Origin of the sequence: Kitasatospora acidiphila, from assembly GCF_006636205.1 — a bacterium.
Taxonomy (GTDB): domain Bacteria; phylum Actinomycetota; class Actinomycetes; order Streptomycetales; family Streptomycetaceae; genus Kitasatospora; species Kitasatospora acidiphila.
Map to the genome: position 1 here is coordinate 8,082,222 of NZ_VIGB01000003.1, position 21,617 is coordinate 8,103,838.

Consider the following 21,617-nt stretch of genomic DNA (forward strand, 5'->3'; position numbering starts at 1 on the left):
GGCGGCGACGGCTGGGTCCGCCATGCGTCCGGAACTCTCGGCGGCCAGGTGACGGCCGGTCGCCTCGACTGGCCCGCGAGGAACGCCGAACCCGTGGACCCTGAAGGGTTCTACGCCTTCCTCGCCGGACTCGGATACCAGTACGGACCCGCGTTCCGGGGCGTGCGGAAGTTGTGGCGGGGCGAGGACGAACTGTACGCCGAGGTGTCCGTCCCGACGGCGCCCGCTTCGGCATCCACCCCGCGCTCCTGGACGCCGCACTCCAGCCGCTGATCCTGCTCAGCCCCGACACCCGGGTCCGGCTGCCGTTCTCCTTCTCCGGCGTCGCCGTGCACACCACCGGTGTGTCGTCCGCCCGGGTCCACCTGGTCCGCACGGGCACCGGCACCTACCGCGCGACACTGACCGACCTGTCCGGCAACCCGGTCGCGGACATCACCGCGCTGACCGTCCGTCCGGCCGCCGAGGCCCGGGCCGCGGTGCTGCACACCCAGTGGGTGCCCCTCACCGCGAGCACACCGACCGAGGTGGTGCCGAGCCCGGTACTCACCGCGGAAGCCGACGCGGACTCCGTGCACGCCCTCGTCCAGCGGGCCCGCGCGCTCGTCCAGGACTTCCTGGCCGAGCAGCCGGAGCGGGCGGCCGCACGCCTGGCCGTCCTGACCCGCGGCGTGGCCGGCGCGGCCGTACGCGGCCTGGTCCGCAGCGCCGCCGCCGAGCACCCCGGCCGGTTCGTCCTGGTCGACATGGGCGACGCGTCCGAGGAGGACGCGGTCCGGGCCGCCATGACAGCCGGCGACGAACCCGAACTGGCCCTGCGCCAGGAAGGCGTCCTCGTGCCGCGGCAGGCCAGGTACGCGCCGGAACTGACCGCCCCCGACGGCGCGTACCGGCTGAGCGAGTCCGGCACCGGGCAACTGGACGACCTGGCCCTGCTGCCCTGGCAAGAGGCCGCGCTGGAACCCGGACAGGTACGGGTCGCCGTACGCGCGGCCGGCCTGAACTTCCGCGACGTGCTCATCACCCTCGGCATGTACCCGGACCGGCCCCCGTTGGGCGGCGAAGGGGCCGGCACCGTCCTCGAGGTCGGCCCCGGCGTCACGGCCTGGCGGCCCGGCGACCGCGTCATGGGGATGATGCCCGGCGCCTTCGGGCCGCGCGCGGTCGCCGACCACCGGCTCCTGACGGCGATCCCGACGGCTGGAGCTTCACCGAGGCGGCGTCGGTGCCTATCGCGTTCACCACCGCCTGGTACGGGCTGTTCGACCTCGGCGAACTGCGCCCCGGCGACCGGGTCCTGGTCCACTCCGGCGCGGGCGGTGTGGGCATGGCCGCCATCCAGTTGGCCCTGAACAGCGGTGCGGAGGTCTTCGCCACCGCGAGCCCCGCCAAGTGGGACACCCTGCGGCGCCTCGGACTGGCGGACGACCACATCGGTTCGTCCCGCGACACTCGGTTCGCCGACCGGTTCCCGGCCATGGACGTCGTCCTCAACTCGCTCGCGGGAGAACTCACCGACGCCTCCCTGCGGCTGCTCGCCGACGGCGGACGGTTCGTCGAGCTGGGCAAGACGGACGTCCGCTCACCCGAGGGCCTGATCTACCGGGCCTTCGACCTCAACGACGTCGACCCCGCGCGGCAGGGCGACATCCTCTCCAGGGTCGTGGCGATGGTCGCCGACGGGACGCTGGAGCTGCTGCCGGTCACCGCCGCGGACCTCCGCCAGGCCGTCGCCTCCTTCCGGCTGATGAGCCAGGCCCGCCACATCGGCAAGATCGTCCTCACCGTCCCCCAGCCGATCGACCCCGACGGCACCGTGCTGATCACCGGAGGCACCGGCACCCTCGGCCAGGCCGTCGCCCGGCACCTGGTGTCCCGCCACGGGGTACGGCACCTGCTGCTCGTGAGCCGCGGCGGCGGCGCCGTGCCGCACCTGGAGCCGCAAGGGGACGTCGACGTGCGGGTCGTGGCCTGTGACGTCGCGGATCGGGACGCGCTGGCGGCCGTACTGGACTCGATCCCGGCCGAGCATCCGCTCACCGCCGTCGTCCACGCGGCCGGCGTGCTCGACGACACCGTCATGGAACGGCTGACCGCAGAGCAGCTCGACCGGGTGCTGCGTCCCAAGGTCGACGGCGCCTGGCACCTGCACGAGCTGATCCGCGAGGACCACCTCGCCGCCTTCGTGCTGTTCTCCGCGGCCGCGGGTGTACTCGGCAACGCCGGCCAGGCCGGCTACGCAGCCGCGAACTCCTACCTCGACGCGTTCGCCGCACACCGGCAGACCCTCGGACTGCCCGCCGTGTCGATGGCCTGGGGCTACTGGGAGCAGGAGAGCGGCATGACCGCCACCTCACCGCGGCCGACCGCCAACGCCTCGCCCGCAAGGGCATCCGCCCCATCAGCATCGAACGCGCCCTGGCCATGTTCGACACCGCGCTGGCTGCCGGACGTCCCGCGCTGACCACGGCCGACCTCTCGATGCCGCAGACCCTGCCGACGCCAAAGGCCCCCGCGTCGGACCTGCTGTCCCTGGTCGCCGCCCACACCGCCACCGTCCTCGGCCACTCCGACGCCGCCGCGATCACCCCCGGACTCGCCTTCTGCGACCTCGGCTTCGATTCCCTGACCTCCGTCGAACTGCGCAACCGCCTCGCCGGCGCCACCGGCCTGCGGCTGCCCGCGACCCTCGTCTTCGACCACCCCACTCCCGCCGACCTCGCCGACCACCTCACAGCCGAACTCTCCGGTGCGGGTGGGGGTGTGGTGTCGGTGGTGCCGGTGGGTGGGGTGGGTGGTGGGGCTGATCCGGTGGTGATTGTGGGCATGGGGTGCCGGTTGCCGGGTGGGGTGGGGTCGCCGGAGGAGCTGTGGGGTTTGGTGTCGGGTGGGGTGGATGCGATCGGGGAGTTTCCGGGTGATCGCGGGTGGGACGTTGAGGGGTTGTTCCATCCGGATGCGGATCATCCCGGGACGTCGTATACGCGGTCGGGTGGTTTTCTCGCGGATGCGGCGGGGTTCGATGCCGATTTCTTCGGGATTTCGCCGCGTGAGGCGTTGGCGATGGATCCGCAGCAGCGGGTGTTGCTGGAGACCGCGTGGGAGACGTTCGAGGATGCGGGGATCGATCCGACGTCGTTGCGGGGCAGCCAGACGGGCGTGTTCACCGGCATCTGGTCCTCCGGCTACGTCGGCAGCCCCGACCAGGCACCGCCCGACACCGAGGGCTACCTCGCTACCGGCATCTCGCCGAGCATCACCTCCGGCCGGGTCTCCTACCTGCTGGGCCTCCAGGGCCAGGCCGTGTCCGTCGACTCCGCCTGCTCCTCGTCACTGATGGCGATCCACCTCGCCGCGCAGGCGCTGCGCTCGGGGGAGTGCACACTCGCCCTGGCCGGCGGGGTGACCGTGAGCGTGACCCCCCTGCAGTTCACGGAGTTCTCCCGCCAGCGTGCCCTGGCCCCTGACGGCCGGTGCAAGCCCTTCTCGTCGACGGCTGATGGTACGGCGTGGGGTGAGGGTGCGGGGTTGGTGCTGCTGGAGCGGTTGTCGGACGCCCGTCGCAACGGTCACCGGGTGCTGGCGGTGGTGCGGGGTTCGGCGGTCAATCAGGACGGGGCGTCCAATGGGTTGACCGCGCCCAACGGCCCCTCCCAGGAACGCGTCATCCGCCAGGCGCTGGCGAACGCCGGGTTGGAGCCGTCCGAGGTGGACGCGGTGGAGGCGCACGGTACGGGGACGACGCTCGGCGATCCCATCGAGGCGCAGGCGCTGCTGGCGACGTACGGCCGGGACCGGGTGGAGCCGTTGTGGCTGGGGTCGGTGAAGTCGAACATCGGCCACACCCAGGCGGCGGCCGGTGTGGCTGGTGTGATCAAGATGGTCATGGCGATGCGGCACGGCGAACTGCCGCCGACACTGCGCGTCCAGGAGCCCACGCCGCATGTCGAGTGGGACGCCGGTGGCATTCGGCTGCTGACCGAGGCCCGGCCGTGGCCGGAGACGGGGCGTCCCCGCCGCGCGGGCATCTCGGCCTTCGGGGCCAGCGGCACCAACGCCCACGTCGTCATCGAACAGTTCCCGGAAGACACCCCCGAACAAGAAGGGCCCGAACAACCCGCCGCGGACGACTCCGCGGAGCCCACCGTGTGGCTGCTGTCCGGCAAGACGGACGACGCCCTCCGCGCCCAGGCCCGACGGCTCGCGGACCACATCACCGCCCACCCCGGACTCCGGTCGGCCGCGATCGGCCGGGCCCTCGCCACCACCCGCACCATGCTCGCCCACCGGGCGGCCCTGGTGGGCAGTACCCGGACCGACCTCATGGCGGAACTGGCCGACCTCGCCGACGGAGACCCCCGCGTCATCACGGGTGTGGCCGGTTCGCTGGGTCGGTCGGTGTTCGTGTTTCCGGGCAGGGTGCGCAGTGGGTGGGGATGGGTGGGGAGTTGTACGGCTCGGAGTCGGTGTTCCGGGAGGCGATCGATGCGTGTGACGCGGCGTTGGCGCCGTACACCGACTGGTCGTTGGTGGAGGTGCTGATCGGTGGTGGCTCGCTGGAGCGGGTGGATGTGGTGCAGCCTGCTCTGTTCGCGGTGATGGTGGCGCTGGCGGAGTTGTGGCGTGCCCATGGTGTGGTGCCTGATGCCGTGGTCGGGCATTCGCAGGGGGAGATCGCGGCGGCGTACGTGGCGGGGGCGTTGTCGTTGGAGGACGCCGCCAAGGTGGTCGCCCTGCGCAGCAAGGCTCTGGTCGCTCTGGCGGACCGGGGCGGGATGGTGTCGGTCGGCCTCGGGCATGAGCAGGCCGCCGAGTTCGTGGCCCGCTGGGACGGCCGGCTGACGGTGGCGGTGGTCAATGCCGCCGGTTCGGTCGTCGTGTCGGGCGACCTGGACGCGCTGGACGAACTGCTGACGGCCTGTGAGGCCGACGGTATCCGCGCCCGCCGACTGCCCGTCAACTACGCCGCTCACTCCGTCCAGGTCGAGGCGATCCGGGAGCAACTGCTCACCGACCTCGCCGGCATCACGCCGCACCCGGCGGTGATCCCGTTCTACTCGACGGTGACCGGCGAGGAGATCGACACCTCCGCCCTCGACGCCGGCTACTGGTACCGCAACCTCCGCGAACCCGTACGCTTCGACCTCGCCGTCGAGGCCCTTACACAGGACCGGCACGGCGTGTTCGTGGAGGTCAGCCCGCACCCCGTACTGGTGCCGGTGATGGACGGCGTCGTGACCGGCACGCTGCGCCGCGGCAGCGGCAGGCAGGAATTCCACCTCGCCCTGGCGCGCCTGCACACGCAAGGCGTGGCCGTCGACTGGACGCCAGTCTTCCCCGGCGAGCCCCACCACGTCCCGCTGCCGACGTACGCCTTCCAACACCGGCCGTACTGGTTGAACCCCGCCGCCGCGAAGGGCGACGTGTCGGCGGCGGGACTGGACTCGGCCGGGCACCCGCTGCTCGGGGCCGTCGTCGAACTGGCCGGGGACCAGAGCGTCCTGCTCACGGGGCGACTCTCGACGGCTACCCGGCCATGGCTGGCCGACCACGTCGTCCTGGGCTCCGTGCTGCTGCCCGGCACCGTGTTCGTCGAACTCGCCATGCACGCCGGACGGCAGACCGGCTGCGACGTCCTGGACGAACTGGTGCTGGAAGCCCCCATGATCCTGCCGGACGACGGTTCCGTGCCGGTCCAGGTCGTCGTCGGCGCACCGGACGGGACGGGCCGACGCCCCGTCACCGTGCACTCCCGGACGGGCGGCACCTGGCTGCGGCACGCCACCGGCATGCTGGCGACCGGCGGCCGCCCCCACCCGTACGACACCGGCGAGCCCTGGCAGCCGGCCGGTGAGCCCGTCGACCTGACCGACTTCTACGACACCCTCGCCGCCCAGGGCTACGAGTACGGGCCGGTGTTCGCGGGCGTACGCGAGATCCGGCGGCAGGGCGACGAGCTCTATGCCGAGGTGGCGCTGCCCGCCGACACCCGCGACCGCTTCGGTCTCCACCCCGCGCTGCTCGACGCCGCACTCCAGCCGCTGACCCTGCTGGCGGCCGGCCGCCTGCCGTTCTCCTTCGCCGGGGTGTCGATGCGGAAAGCCGGCTCCACGGCCCGGGTCCGCCTAACACCCACCGGCCCCGACACCTTCCGGGTCGCGCTCGCCGACGAATCCGGGCCGCTGGCGGTGATCGACGCGCTGACCGTGCGCCACCGGCCGCCGGGCCTGGCCGCCGTCGGGACCAACCAGCTCTTCCGCCTCGACTGGGTGCCCGTCGAGAGCACCGGCGAAGCCCCGACCGTCCACCACGTCACGCCCCCGGCGGGGGATCCCGTTGCGGCCGCGCACATCGTCGCCGCCGAGACGCTGGGCGTGCTCCAGGACTTCCTGCGCGAGAGGGACGGCCGGCTGGCCGTCGTGACCCGTGGCGCGGTCGGGCCGGACCCCGTCGACCTGCCGTCCAGCGTCGTCTGGGGCCTGGTCCGCGCGGCCCAGGCGGAACACCCCGACCGGTTCGTGCTCGTCGACACCGACGACCGCGTCCTCGTCGCGGGGGACGAACCGCAGCTCGTCGTCCGCGACGGCGCCGCCCGCGCCGCCCGCCTGGTACGGGCCGAAGCCGCCCCGGCACCCGGCCCGCTCGACCCGAACGGCACCGTGCTGATCACCGGAGGCACCGGAACACTAGGCCGCCTCGTCGCCCGGCACCTGCGCGACCAGCACGGCATCCGGCACCTGCTCCTGCTCAGCAGGAACGCGGCGGAGGTGGACTTCGACGCCGAGGTGGTGGCCTGCGACGTGGCCGACCGGGACGCGCTGGCGGCCGTACTGGACTCGATCCCGGCCGCGCACCCGCTGACCGCGGTCGTGCACGCGGCCGGCGTGCTCGACGACGGAGTCGTCGAATCCCTCACGCCCGGCCGGATCGACCAGGTGCTGCGGCCCAAGGCCGACGCCGCCTGGCACCTGCACGAGCTGACGAAAGACCTCGGCCTGAGTGCATTCGTGCTCTTCTCGTCCGCCGCCGGTGTGCTGGGCGGCCCGGGCCAGGCGAACTATGCCGCCGCGAACGCCTTCCTGGACGCCCTCGCCGTGCACCGGCGTGCCCTGGGTCTGCCGGGCGTGTCGCTGGCCTGGGGACAATGGGCCGAGGCCAGCGGGTTGACCGAACACCTCACCGACACCGACCGCAAGCGCCTCGCCCGCGCCGGCGTGCTGCCGATGCCCACGAACCAGGCGCTGGCACTGTTCGACCTGGCCCTGGGCGCCGCCGATCCCGCGCTGGTCCCCGCACACCTCGACCTGTCGGCGGCGTCCACCCGTCCCCTGCTCAGCCGCCTCACCCGTACCAGGCCCTCCCGGCGCACGGACCGGCCGGGCCTGGGCAGGGAACTGGCGGCCCTGCCCGAGACCGAGCAGCACAGCCGTGTCCTGGAACTGGTCACCGGCCAGACGGCCGCGGTCCTCGGCCACACCGACACCGCGGCCGTCAGCGCCGAGCGGGCCTTCAAGGACCTGGGCTTCGATTCGCTCACCGCAGTGGAACTGCGCAACCGCCTGTCCGCGGTCGCCGGGGTACCGCTGCCCGCGACGCTGACCTTCGACTACCCGACCCCCGACGCGCTGGCCGGCCACCTGCGGGGCCTCCTGGTCGGCGCCCGGCGCCAGGCCCCTGCCTCACGTGTGCCGGTTGGGGTTCCGGTGTCGGGTGATCCGGTGGTGGTGGTGGGGTTGGGAGCCCGGTATCCGGGTGGGGTGGGGTCGGCGCAGGAGCTGTGGGGTCTGGTGGCGGGTGAGGTGGATGCGGTCGGGGAGTTCCCGCCGGACCGTGGATGGGACGTGGGTCGTCTTTACGATCCGGCGGGTGGTCCGGGGAGGTCGTACACGCGATGGGGCGGCTTCCTCGACGCCGCAGGCGACTTCGATGCCGCGTTCTTCGGGATTTCGCCGCGTGAGGCGTTGGCGATGGATCCGCAGCAGCGGGTGTTGCTGGAGACGGTGTGGGAGACGTTCGAGGATGCGGGGATCGATCCGACGTCGTTGCGGGGCAGCCAGACGGGCGTGTTCACCGGCATCTGGTCCTCGGGCTATGGCGCCGGGGCACAGTCGCCCGACCTGGAGGGCTACCTCTCGACGGGCACGGCGACGAGTGTGACCTCCGGGCGGGTGTCGTACCTGCTCGGGTTGGAGGGTCCGGCGGTGTCGGTGGACACGGCCTGCTCGTCGTCGCTGGTGGCGATTCACCTGGCGGCGCAGGCGCTGCGGGCGGGGGAGTGTTCGCTGGCGTTGGCCGGTGGTGTGACGGTGATGGCGACGCCGGCGGGGTTCGTCGAGTTCTCCCGCCAGCGGGGGCTTGCGGCGGATGGCCGGGTGAAGGCGTTCGCCGAGGCGGCTGACGGTACGGCGTGGGGTGAGGGTGCGGGTGTCGTGCTGCTGGAGCGGTTGTCGGATGCGCGGCGCAACGGTCACCGGGTGCTGGCGGTGGTGCGGGGTTCGGCGGTGAATCAGGACGGGGCGTCCAATGGGTTGACCGCGCCGAATGGTCCGTCGCAGGAGCGGGTGATTCGTCAGGCATTGGCGAGTGCCGGGTTGGAGCCGTCCGAGGTGGACGCGGTGGAGGCGCACGGTACCGGCACCACTCTCGGTGACCCTATTGAGGCGCAGGCGCTGTTGGCGACGTACGGCCGGGACCGGGTGGAGCCGTTGTGGTTGGGGTCGGTGAAGTCGAACATCGGGCACACGCAGGCGGCGGCGGGTGTGGCGGGTGTGATCAAGATGGTCATGGCGATGCGGTACGGGCAACTGCCGCCGACGCTGCATGTCGACGCGCCGACCTCGCATGTCGACTGGTCGGCGGGCCGTGTCTCGCTGCTGACCGAGGCTCGGCCGTGGCCGGAGACGGGGCGTCCCCGCCGGGCCGGCGTGTCGGCGTTCGGTATCAGCGGTACGAACGCGCACGTGATCCTGGAGGCGCCGGCCCCGGACCCGGCCGAGGAGTCGTCGTCCGAGTCCCCTGCCTACGATCCCGCTTCCGATCCCGAGTCCCCTGCCGCTTCCACGCCCGCGCCCGCAGCCGTCGTGCCGGTGCCGTGGCTGCTGTCGGCGAAGTCGGACGCGGCCCTGCGCGACCAGGCCCGCAGGCTGCGCGGGTTCCTCACCGAGCACCCCGAGGTCGCACCGGCCGAGGTGGCCGCGGACCTGGCCGCGCGGGCTCGGTTTCCGCACCGTGCTGTGCTGACGGACCCGGCCGGCCTGGACGCGCTGATCGGCGGAAAACCCGGAATTGTCACGGGCACTGCCTCCCCGGGTAGGTCGGCGTTTGTGTTTTCTGGTCAGGGTGGTCAGTGGGTGGGGATGGGGCGGGGTCTGTATCGGGTCTTCCCGGTGTTCGCGCGGGTGTTGGACGAGGTCTGCGGTTTGTTGGGGTTGCCGGTTGGGGTGTTGTTCGAGGACGCGGAAGGGGTGTTGGGGGAGACGGAGTTCACGCAGGGCGGCGTGTTCGCGTTGCAGGTGGCGTTGTTCCGGTTGGTGGAGTGGTTGGGGGTTCGGCCGGATTTCGTGGTGGGGCATTCGGTGGGTGAGGTGGCGGCGGCTCATGTGGCGGGGGTTTTGGGGTTGGAGGACGCCTGTCGGCTGGTGGGGGCGCGGGGTCGGTTGATGCAGGGGTTGCCTGTGGGTGGGGCGATGGTGTCGGTGCAGGCGTCGGTGGAGGAGGTGGTGGGGTCGCTGGTGCCGGGTGCCGAGGTGGCGGCGGTGAACGGGCCAGATGCGGTCGTGCTGTCGGGGGACGAGGCTGCGGTCGAGTCGGTGGGTGAGGTGTGGCTTGGTCGTGGGCGTCGGGTACGGCGGTTGACGGTCAGTCATGCGTTCCATTCGGCGCGGATGGATCCGGTGCTGGAGGAACTTGGCGAGGTGGCTACAGGTTTGACGTTCCGTCAGCCGAGGATCCCGGTGGTCTCCACCGTGACCGGACATCCGGTCGACATGGGGGAACCCGCGTACTGGGTGCGGCAGGTGCGGGAGCCGGTGCGGTTCGCCGATGCCTTGGAGTGGCTGGCGGGTCAGGGTGTTGCGGGGTTGGTGGAGGTGGGTCCGCATCCGCTGTTGCTGGCCCACGGGTTGATGCGGCGTCATGGTGATTCGGTGGAGTCGTTGTTCGCGGGGCTGGGGCGGTTGTGGGCGGACGGCGCGGTGGGCTGGACACCGCCCGTGACCACGCCGGCGCGGGTGTTGGGCGGGCGGGTGCCCTCGTACGCGTTCCAGCACCAGCACTACTGGCTCCAGCCCACTACCCCGGCACCGACCGGTGACGGCCGGATCGACCACCCGCTGCTGCGGGACGCCATGGAACTCCCCGACGACAACGGCGTGGTGCTGACGGGACGACTCGCCACCGCCGCGCAGCCGTGGCTCACCGAACACGTCATCTCGGGCTCGCCCCTGCTGCCCGCCGCGGCGTTCGTGGACCTGGCGCTCCGGGCCGGCGAACACGTCGGCTGCCCGGCGGTCGAGGACCTGACGCTGGAGACACCGCTGGTGGTCGCGGACGGCGTGCAGGTGTCCGTTACCGTCGGCCCCGACCGGGCGGGCCGGCGCAGCATCTCGATCCACTCGCGCGCAGACGGCGAGTGGGTACGGCACGCCACCGGGACCCTGGGCACCGTACCCGTCGCACCACGGGAGCCCTGGGCACGGCAGTGGCCGCCGCACGCCGAAGCCGTCGACCTCGACGCCTTCTACGACAACCTGGCCGACGCCGGATTTGCCTACGGCACGGCCTTCCAAGGTCTGCGAGCGGCCTGGCGCGACGGCGACACCCTCTATGCGGAGGTGACCGTACCCCCCGGCGACACCCGGTTCGCCCTGCACCCCGCCCTGCTCGACGCCGCGATCCAGATCGTGACCGTCGCCGACGACCGGGCGAAGATGCCGTTCTCCTTCGCCGGGATCTCCTGGTGGCGCGGCGCCGAGCACGCCAGGGTCCGGCTGACCGTGACCGGCCAGGACACCTGCGCGATCGGCCTCGCCGACCAGTCGGGCGCGCCGGTCGCCGAGATAGCCTCGTTGACCCTGCGCCGGCCGGCCGGGGCCACCACGCAGGACGTGCCGTACCAGGTGGCGTGGCCGGTCCTGGAAGCGGCGACCATCGAACCGGACATCCCGGTCCACCACGCCACATCGCCCGTCGAGACCCTGCGGGTGATCCAGGACTTCCTCACCACGGACACCCCGCGCATGGTGGTCGCCACGCGCAACGCCGTGCCGGTTCGGCCGGGCGAGGACGTCGACCCGCAGGCCGCCGCCGTCTGGGGCCTGGTCCGGTCGGCCGCCACCGAGCACCCCGGCCGGTTCGTGCTGGTCGACGGTGACGACGGCGACGAGGTCCGGCTGGCCGGCGACGAACCCCAGCTCGCGATCCGCGTCGGCGCCGTTCACGTCCCCCGCCTCGAACGGGCGCGGACCGAACCGCTGCCCTCGCCGCTCAGCCCCGAGGGCACGGTGCTCGTCACCGGCGGCACCGGCACCCTGGGCGGCACGATCGCCCGCCACCTCGCCGTACGGCACGGCGTGCGGCACCTGCTGCTGGTCAGCCGGAGCGGCCCGGACGCCCCCGGCGCCGCCGCGCTGACCGCCGACCTGGCCGCGCTGGGCGCGACCGCCGACATCGTGGCGTGCGACGTGTCCGACCGCGAGGCGGTGGCGCGGCTGCTCGCCGAACACCCGGTCACCTCGGTGATCCACGCCGCGGGCACGCTGGCCGACACCGTCGTGGAATCCCTCACCCCGCAGCAGTTCGCGCGCGTGTGGGAGCCGAAGGCCCTCGCGGCGCGGCACCTCCACGAACTGACCTCGGACCTGGAGGCGTTCGTGCTGTTCTCGTCGGCGGCCGGTGTGCTGGGCGGCGCGGGCCAGGCGAACTACGCGGCGGCGAACGCGTACCTCGACGGCCTCGCCGCACACCGGCACGCCCAGGGACAGCCAGCCGTGTCGCTCGCCTGGGGCTACTGGGCGGAGGCCAGCGGCATGACCGGAGGTCTGACCGCCACCGACCGGCACCGCCTGGCCAGGGCCGGCGTAAGGCCGCTGCCGACGACGGACGCGCTGGCCCTGTTCGACGCCGCGCTGACCGCGGGCACCCCCACCCTCGCCCCCGTCAGGTTCGACCTGCCGGCGCTGCGCCGCGCCGGCGACCCGCCCGCCCTGCTGCGGGAGCTGGTACGGCCCCGGCGCAGGAAGGCCGCCGACCGCGCGTGGACGCAGGCCGACGTGCTGCAACTCGTCGTGGGCCAGGTCGCCCTCGTCCTGGGGCACTCGTCACCGGAGGCGGTCAACCCCGACCAGGCGTTCACCGACATCGGGTTCGACTCGCTCACCGCCGTGGAACTGCGCAACCAGCTCGACGCGGACACCGGCCTGCGCCTGCCAGCCACGCTCGTCTTCGACCACCCGACACCGGCCCGCCTCGCCGCCTTCGTGCACACACGGCTGCACGGCACCGAACCCGACCCCCTGCTCGCCGAACTCGACCAGCTCAAGTCCACCCTGGACGCGGCAGCCGCCGACGCCGACTACGAGACCGTCGCGACCCGCCTCGAAGCACTTCTCGCGGCCTGGACCGCCAAACGTACCGGCTCCGCGGCCGGTGTCGACGAGGTCAGCGACGACGAACTGTTCAGCCTTTTGGACCATGCGCACCGCAGGACCGAGGTCATCCGCTCGGGCGAGTCCCGAAACGCTGAGGAGTAGCGATGTCCGACGAAGAGAAGCTCCGCACTTACCTCAAGCGGGCCACGGCCGACCTGGGAGTGCTCAGCAAGCGCCTCTCCGACATGGAGGAGGCCGCGCGCGAGCCGATCGCGATCATCGGCATGGGCTGCCGCTACCCGGGCGGAGTGGAGTCCCCGGACGGCCTGTGGCGGCTTGTCTCGGACGGTGCCGACGCGATCACCGAATTCCCGCCGGACCGTGGATGGGACGTCGTCTACGACCCTGACCCGGACCGGCCGGGCACGACCTACAGCCGATCGGGCGGCTTCCTCGCCGACGGCGCCGGCTTCGACGCCGGGTTCTTCGGTATCTCGCCGCGCGAGGCACTGGCGATGGACCCGCAGCAGCGGGTGCTGCTGGAAACCGCCTGGGAGACCTTCGAGTACGCCGGCATCGACCCGACCACACTCGGCGGCAGCCGCACAGCCGTGTTCACCGGCCTGTGGTCCTCCGGCTACGGCAACCAGCCGCCGCCGGACCTCGAAGGTTTTCTCGCCACCGGAACAGCCACCAGCGCCACGTCCGGGCGGGTGTCGTATCTGCTGGGGCTGGAGGGTCCGGCGGTGTCGGTGGACACGGCGTGTTCGTCGTCGCTGGTGGCGATCCATCTGGCGGCGCAGGCATTGCGGGCGGGGGAGTGTTCGCTGGCGTTGGCCGGTGGTGTGACGGTGATGGCGACGCCGGCGGGGTTTGTCGAGTTCTCGCGGCAGCGAGGCCTTGCGGCCGATGGCCGGGTGAAGGCGTTTGCCGAGGCGGCCGATGGTACGGCCTGGGGTGAGGGCGCCGGCTTGGTGCTGCTGGAACGCCTGTCCGACGCCCGCCGTAACGGCCACCGGGTGCTGGCGGTCGTCCGGGGCTCGGCGGTGAACCAGGACGGCGCGTCGAACGGGCTTGCGGCGCCGAATGGTCCGTCCCAAGAACGCGTCATCCGGCAGGCGTTGGCGAATGCCGGACTGTCGACGGCGGACGTGGACGCGGCGGAGGCCCACGGCACCGGGACCACCCTTGGCGACCCCATCGAGGCTCAGGCACTGCTGGCGACCTACGGTCAGGGGCGGGACGAGCCGTTGTGGCTGGGGTCGGTGAAGTCGAACATCGGGCACACGCAAGCCGCCGCCGGCGTGGCGGGTGTGATCAAGATGGTCATGGCGATGCGCCACGGTGAACTGCCGCGGACCCTCCACGTGGACGCGCCGACCTCCCACGTCGACTGGTCGGCGGGCCATGTCTCACTGCTCACCGAGGCCCGGCCGTGGCCGGAGACGGGGCGTCCCCGCCGTGCCGGCGTGTCGGCGTTCGGCATCAGCGGCACCAACGCGCACGTGGTGATCGAGGCGGCCGCTGAAGAGTCGGTCGGGGTTTCGACGGGGTCCGCAGGCGGGGTGGTGCCGTGGGTGTTGTCGGGGAAGTCGGATGTGGCGTTGCGGGAGCAGGCGCGTCGGCTGGGGGCGTTCCTGGCCGGGCATCCGGGGGTTGGCGCGGTTGCGGTGGGCCGGGCGTTGGCGGGGCGGTCGCGTTTCGATCACCGTGCGGTGCTGAGCGGTGTGGAGGCGTTGGAGGCGCTGGCCGTGGGCGGTACGGCGCCGGGTCTGGTCACCGGGACCGTCCATCCGCTGGGTCGGTCGGTGTTCGTGTTTCCGGGGCAGGGTGCGCAGTGGGTGGGGATGGGTGGGGAGTTGTACGGCTCGGAGTCGGTGTTCCGGGAGGCGATCGATGCGTGTGACGCGGCGTTGGCGCCGTACACCGACTGGTCGTTGGTGGAGGTGCTGATCGGTGGTGGCTCGCTGGAGCGGGTGGATGTGGTGCAGCCCGCCCTGTTCGCGGTGATGGTGGCGCTGGCGGAGTTGTGGCGTGCCCATGGTGTGGTGCCTGATGCCGTCGTCGGGCATTCGCAGGGGGAGATCGCGGCGGCGTATGTGGCGGGGGCGTTGTCCCTGGACGACGCCACCAAGGTGGTGGCGTTACGGAGCAGGGCGCTGGCGGTGTTGGCCGACCAGGGCGGCATGGTTTCCATAGGGCTCGGGCATGAGCAGGCCGCCGAGTTCGTGGCTCGCTGGGACGGCCGGCTGACCGTGGCGGTGGTCAATTCGGCGGACAGCGTGGTGGTATCGGGTGATCTGGACGCGCTGGACGAACTGCTGGCGGCCTGTGAGGCCGACGGCATCCGCGCCCGCCGCCTGCCCGTCGACTACGCCGCCCACTCCGTCCAGGTCGAGGCGATCCGCGAGCAGTTGCTGACCGACCTGGCCGGCATCACACCGCGCCCGGCGGCGATCCCGTTCTACTCCACGGTCACCGCGGAACCGGTCGACACCTCCGCCCTCGACGTCGACTACTGGTACCGCAACCTCCGCGAACCCGTGCTGTTCGACCAGACCACCCGTGCGCTGCTCGACCACGGCCACACCGTCTTCGTCGAGGTCAGCCCGCACCCGGTCCTGGTCTCCGCCGTCGAGGAGACCGGTCACCACCACGGCTCCGACCTCCTCGTCACCGGCACGCTCCGGCGCGACCAGGACGACTTCCTCACCTCGCTCGGCCGCCTGCACGTCCATGGTGTCCCGGTCGACTGGCGGTTCCCGGACGACACCGAGCCCGTCAGCCTGCCGACGTACGCCTTCCAGCGCCAGCCGTACTGGCTGCGGCCCGTCCCGACGGAGTCGGGCGACCACCCTCTGCTCAGCACGTTCGTGGAACTGCCCGACGGCGCGGTGCTCAGCGGACGGATCTCGCTCGCCACCCACCCGTGGCTGGCCGACCACGCCGTGCTGGGCTCCGTCCTCCTGCCCGGCACCGCGTTCGCGGAGATGGCAGCCTACGCGGCCGGCCGGCTCGGCCACGCGGTCGAGGAGCTGGTGCTCGAAACGCCGCTCGTCCTCGACGACACCCCGGTGCACCTCCAGGTCGTCGTGGGCCCCGAGGACGACGGCCGCAACCCGCTCACGGTGTACTCGCGTGACGGCGACGAGTGGGTGCGGCACGCCACCGGGACCCTGGGCGAGGAGCCGGTGCTGAGCGCCTGGGACTGGCCGTCGGCCGGTGAGCCCCTCGACGTCGACGGGCTCTACGACTCGCTGTCCGTGCTCGGCTATGAGTACGGGCCGGCGTTCCAGGGCGTCACGGCGGCCTGGCGGGTCGGCGACACCGTCTACGCCGAGGTGGAGCTTCCCGCCGAGGAACCGTTTGCCCTGCACCCCGCGCTGCTCGACGCCGCACTGCACCCCATGGCGTTCCTCACCGACCGCACCAGCCTGCCGTTCGCGTTCACCGGAGTGGCGATACGGCCCGCGGGCCGCCGGACGCTGCGCGTACGCCTGTCCGCCACCGGGCCGGACACGTACACCGTGGCCGTGGCCGATCCGGACGGCACCCCGGTCGCGGTCGTCACGTCGCTGACCGTCAGGGACGCCACCGCCGTCCCGGACAGCCTGTACGCACTCGACTGGGTCCCCTTCGAAGCGGCATCGACGGGCGGCGACCCCGCGGACCTGGTCGTCTACGAGGTGCCCGGGCCGGAGCCCGAGGCGGACACCGTCGAGGCGGCGTACGAGAGCGCGCAGAGCGTACTCGCCGTGATCCGGGACCACTTGGCGGGCGAGCGGACGCGGCTGGCGGTCGTCACCCGCAACGCCGTCGCCGCCGCGCCCGGTGACGTGGTCGGCCTCCACCACTCGATGGTCTGGGGCCTGGTCCGCGGCGCGCGGGCCGAGCACCCCGACCGGTTCGTCCTGGTCGACGCCGACCCGACCTGGGACCCCGCGCTGATCGCCGGCATTGACGAGCCGGAACTGGCGGTACGCCAAGGGGCGCTGCGCGTCCCCCGCCTGGTCCGCGTCGGCGCGAGCCTCACCCCGCCAGACGGGACCTGGCGGCTGGAGGACACGGGCACCGGCAGCATCGACGACCTGGCGCTGGTGCCCCGTCCGGAGCTCATGGAGCCGCTGGGGCCCGGGCAGGTCCGGATCGCCATGCGGGCGGCCGGACTCAACTTCCGGGACGTGCTGATCGCCCTCGGCGTCTACCCCGGCGAGGCCCTGATGGGCGGCGAAGGCGCGGGCGTCGTCCTCGAAACCGGCCCGGACACCCGGTTCCGGCCCGGCGACCGCGTCATGGGCCTGGTCCCCGGCGCCTTCGGCCCGGTCACCGTCGCCGACCAGCGGCTGCTGGTCCGGATGCCCGACGACTGGCCGTTCGCCAGGGCCGCGTCAGTGCCCGTGGCGTTCCTGACCGCCTGGTACGGCCTGCGCGACCTGGGCGGGCTGAAGGCCGGTGACCGGGTCCTGATCCACGCCGGCACCGGCGGCGTCGGCATGGCGGCGATCCAACTGGCCCGGCGGCTCGGGGCGGAGGTGTTCGCCACCGCCGGCTCGGCCAAATGGCACATCCTGCGCGCCCTGGGACTGGACGAGGACCACACCGCCTCGTCGCGCACCCTGGAGTTCGAGCAGAAGTTCCCGCCCATGGACGTGGTTCTGGACTCGCTGTCCGGCGAGTTCGTCGATGCCTCCCTGCGGCTGCTCGGGCCCGGCGGCCGGTTCGTGGAGATGGGCAAGACCGACATCCGCGACGCAGCCGACCATCCCGACATCGTCTACCGGGCGTTCGACATCGCCGACGCGGGGCCGGAACGGCTCGGCGAGATCCTGGACGCCGTCGTACGGGCCTTCACGGACGGCGGGTTCGCACCGCTGCCGTTGGACGTACGCGAGGTCCGGGACGCGGTCGACGTGTTCCGGTTCATGAGCCAGGCCGCTCACATCGGGAAGATCGTCCTCACTGTTCCTGCGGATCTCGATGCGGTCGGTACGGTGCTGATCACCGGTGGTACGGGGACGCTGGGGGGCCATGTGGCCCGGCATCTGGTGACCGAGCGGGGTGTGCGGCATTTGTTGCTGGTCAGCCGCAGTGGTGGCGGGGCGGCGCTGCGCGAGGAGCTGGCCGGGCTGGGCGCGGAGGTGACCGTGGTCGCCTGCGACGTGGCCGACCGGGACGCGCTGGCGGCCGTACTGGACTCGATCCCGGCCGCACACCCGCTGACCGCGGTCGTCCACGCCGCCGGCGTGCTCGACGACGCCGTGGTCGAGTCCCTGACCCCCGAATGCCTCCGACAGGTCGCCGACCCCAAGGCACGGGCGGCGTGGAACCTGCACGAACTCACCCGGGGACGGGACATGACGGCGTTCGTCCTCTTCTCCTCGGCGGCCGGGACGCTCGGCAGCCCCGGGCAGGCCAACTACGCCGCGGCCAACACCTTCCTCGACGCCCTCGCCGTGCACCGGCGCGCCCTCGGACTGCCGGCGACCTCGCTGGCCTGGGGCTACTGGGCCGAGCCGAGCGGCATGACCGGGCACCTGACCGGTGCCGACCAGAACCGGCTGATGCGAGCCGGGGTCGTGCCGCTGGCCACCGACCACGCCCTGTCGCTGTTCGACGCGGCCCTGGCCGCGGACCGGGCCGCGCTGGTGCCGGTGCGCCTCGACCTGTCCGTGATGGCGGGCGCCCCGGCGGCCCCGGCGGCCCTCAAGGGCCTCGTCTCCCGCAAGGCGGCCCGGCGCCCGGCACGGCACGGTGCGATCGCCGACCGCCTGCGGTCACTGCCGGAGGCCGAACGGCTGCGAGCCGCACTCGACCTGGTCACCGCCAACACCGCCGCCGTGCTCGGTCACCGCGAACCGGGGGCCGCATGGGACCGGCAGCCGTTCAAGGAGCTCGGCTTCGATTCCCTGACCTCCGTCGAACTGCGCAACCGGCTCAACATCGCCACCGGCCTGCGCCTGCCCGCCACCGTCACCTTCGACCACCCCACCCCGCGGCAACTCGCCGAGCACCTGCTGAGCGGGATCCTCGGTGGGGGTGTGGTGTCGGTGGTGCCGGTGGGTGGGGTGGGTGGTGGGGCTGATCCGGTGGTGATTGTGGGCATGGGGTGCCGGTTGCCGGGTGGGGTGGGGTCGCCGGAGGAGCTGTGGGGTTTGGTGTCGGGTGGGGTGGATGCGATCGGGGAGTTTCCGGGTGATCGCGGGTGGGACGTTGAGGGGTTGTTCCATCCGGATGCGGATCATCCCGGGACGTCGTATACGCGGTCGGGTGGTTTTCTCGCGGATGCGGCGGGGTTCGATGCCGATTTCTTCGGGATTTCGCCGCGTGAGGCGTTGGCGATGGATCCGCAGCAGCGGGTGTTGCTGGAGACCGCGTGGGAGACGGTCGAGGATGCGGGGATCGATCCGACGTCGTTGCGGGGCAGCCAGACGGGCGTGTTCACCGGCATCTGGTCCTCCGGCTACGGCGACCAGGCACCCGCCGGCGCCGAGGGCTATCTCGGTACGGGCGCCGCGACCAGCGTGACCTCCGGCCGGATCGCCTACCTGCTGGGGCTGGAGGGCGCGGCGGTCTCGCTGGACACCGCCTGCTCGTCCTCGCTGGTGGCGATCCACCTGGCAGCGCAGGCGCTCCGCTCGGGGGAGTGTTCGCTGGCCCTGGCCGGCGGGGTCACCGTGATGGCGACCCCGCTGGGGTTCACGGAGTTCTCGCGCCAGCGCGGCCTGGCTCCCGACGGCAGGGTGAAGGCGTTTGCCGAGGCGGCTGACGGTACGGCGTGGGGTGAGGGTGCGGGGTTGGTGCTGCTGGAGCGGTTGTCGGATGCGCGGCGCAATGGGCACCGGGTGCTGGCGGTGGTGCGGGGTTCGGCGGTGAACCAGGACGGCACCTCCAACGGCCTCGGGGCGCCGAACGGTCCGTCGCAGGAGCGGGTGATCCGTCAGGCGCTGGCGAATGCGGGACTGTCGACGGCGGACGTGGATGCGGTGGAGGCGCACGGTACGGGGACGACGCTCGGCGATCCCATCGAGGCGCAGGCGCTGCTGGCGACGTACGGCCGGGACCGGGTGGAGCCGTTGTGGCTGGGGTCGGTGAAGTCGAACATCGGGCACACGCAAGCCGCCGCCGGCGTGGCGGGTGTGATCAAGATGGTCATGGCGATGCGGCACGGTGAACTGCCGCGGACCCTCCACGTGGACGCGCCGACCTCCCACGTCGACTGGTCGGCGGGCCATGTCTCACTGCTCACCGAGGCCCGGCCGTGGCCGGAGACGGGGCGTCCCCGCCGTGCCGGCGTGTCGGCGTTCGGCATCAGCGGCACCAACGCGCATGTGGTGATCGAGGCGGCTGCTGAGGAGCCGGTCGGGGTTTCGGCGGGGTCCGTGGGTGGGGTGGTGCCGTGGGTGTTGTCGGCCAGGTCCGAGGTGGCGTTGCGGGAGCAGGCGCGCCGGCTGGGCGCCTTCACCGCCGTACATCCCGAGGTGAGCCCGGCGGCGGTCGGGGGCGCTCTGGCTGCCCGCACCGTGTTCGAGCACCGGGCCGTGGTGGTGGGCACCGCCGGGGCCCTGGACGCGCTGGCCGTGGGCGGTACGGCGCCGGGTCTGGTCACCGGGACCGCCCGCCCGCTGGGTCGGTCGGTGTTCGTGTTTCCGGGGCAGGGTGCGCAGTGGGTGGGTATGGGCGGGGAGTTGTACGGCTCGGAGTCGGTGTTCCGGGAGGCGATCGATGCGTGTGACGCGGCGTTGGCGCCGTACACCGACTGGTCGTTGGTGGAGGTGCTGATCGGTGGTGGCTCGCTGGAGCGGGTGGATGTGGTGCAGCCCGCCCTGTTCGCGGTGATGGTGGCGCTTGCCGAGCTGTGGCGTGCCCATGGTGTGGTGCCTGATGCCGTGGTCGGGCATTCGCAGGGGGAGATCGCGGCGGCGTACGTGGCGGGGGCGTTGTCGTTGGACGACGCCGCCAAGGTGGTCGCCCTGCGCAGCAAGGCTCTGGTCGCTCTGGCGGACCGGGGCGGGATGGTGTCGGTCGGCCTCGGGCATGAGCAGGCCGCCGAGTTCGTGGCCCGCTGGGACGGCCGGCTGACGGTGGCGGTGGTCAATGCCGCCGGTTCGGTCGTCGTGTCGGGCGACCTGGACGCGCTGGACGAACTGCTGACGGCCTGTGAGGCCGACGGCATCCGCGCCCGCCGCCTGCCCGTCAACTACGCCGCTCACTCCGTCCAGGTCGAGGCGATCCGGGAGCAACTGCTCACCGACCTCGCCGGCATCACGCCGCACCCGGCGGTGATCCCGTTCTACTCGACGGTGACCGGCGAGGAGATCGACACCTCCGCCCTCGACGCCGGCTACTGGTACCGAAACCTCCGCGAACCCGTGCTGTTCGACCAGACCACCCGTGCGCTGCTCGCCTCGGGTAGCGACCCCGTCTTCGTCGAGATCAGCCCGCACCCGGTGCTCACGCCTGCGCTGGAGGAGCACGAGGCGGGTGTGGTGACCGGGACACTGCGCCGCGACCACGGCACCCCGGCCGAGTTCCTGGCCGCCGCGGCGCGGCTGTTCGTCGCGGGTGTGCCGGTGCGGTGGCCGTTCCCTGAAGGGGAGCCGGTGGCGCTGCCCACCTACCCCTTCCAGCGGACGCGGTTCTGGCTCGCCGGCGGCGCCGGAGACGTTTCCGCGGCCGGGCTCGACTCGGTGGACCACCCGCTGCTCGGCGCCGCTGTCGAGGTGGGCGAGCAGCGGGTCCTGACGGGTCGGCTCTCCCTGGCCACCCACCCCTGGCTCGCGGACCACTCCGTACTGGGGACGGTGCTGCTGCCCGCGACGGCGTTCGTGGAACTGGTGGTGCACGCGGCAGGGGCGGCAGTGGAGGAACTGGTCCTGGAGGCGCCGCTGATGTTGCCGCGGACGGCGCGGTGGACGTGCAGGTCGTCGTGGGCGAGCCGGACGAGACCGGCCGCCGCAGGGTCGACGTCCGGTCCCGTACGGACGGTTGGGTGCGGCACGCCACCGGCACGGTGAGCGGGGAACCCGTGGT

Annotated in this window: 1 protein-coding gene and 4 pseudogenes; all 5 read left to right on the forward strand. The window is 72.6% G+C overall.

Features of this window, described 5'->3' with window-relative positions:
* Nucleotides 1-126: 126 nt before the first annotated feature.
* A pseudogene (locus E6W39_RS44550) lies at nt 127-410 on the forward strand (polyketide synthase dehydratase domain-containing protein); the annotation flags it as partial.
* A gap of 258 nt (nt 411-668) precedes the next feature.
* Nucleotides 669-10,607, forward strand: a pseudogene (locus E6W39_RS44555) (SDR family NAD(P)-dependent oxidoreductase); the annotation flags it as partial.
* 87 nt (nt 10,608-10,694) lie between these two features.
* A pseudogene (locus E6W39_RS44560) lies at nt 10,695-11,069 on the forward strand (polyketide synthase dehydratase domain-containing protein); the annotation flags it as partial.
* Between the two features lie 156 nt (nt 11,070-11,225).
* Nucleotides 11,226-12,749 (forward strand): annotated as a pseudogene (locus tag E6W39_RS44565) (type I polyketide synthase); the annotation flags it as partial.
* Between the two features lie 2 nt (nt 12,750-12,751).
* A complete protein-coding gene (locus E6W39_RS42420; protein WP_267286725.1) occupies nt 12,752-21,601 on the forward strand; it encodes a type I polyketide synthase in 8,850 nt (2,949 codons plus the stop codon).
* Nucleotides 21,602-21,617: the final 16 nt, after the last annotated feature.

What these genes read in the sequence shown, in the direction of transcription:
- E6W39_RS42420 (WP_267286725.1), top strand. Translation starts at nt 12,752, where the DNA reads ATGTCCGACGAAGAGAAGCTCCGCACTTACCTCAAGCGGGCCACGGCC.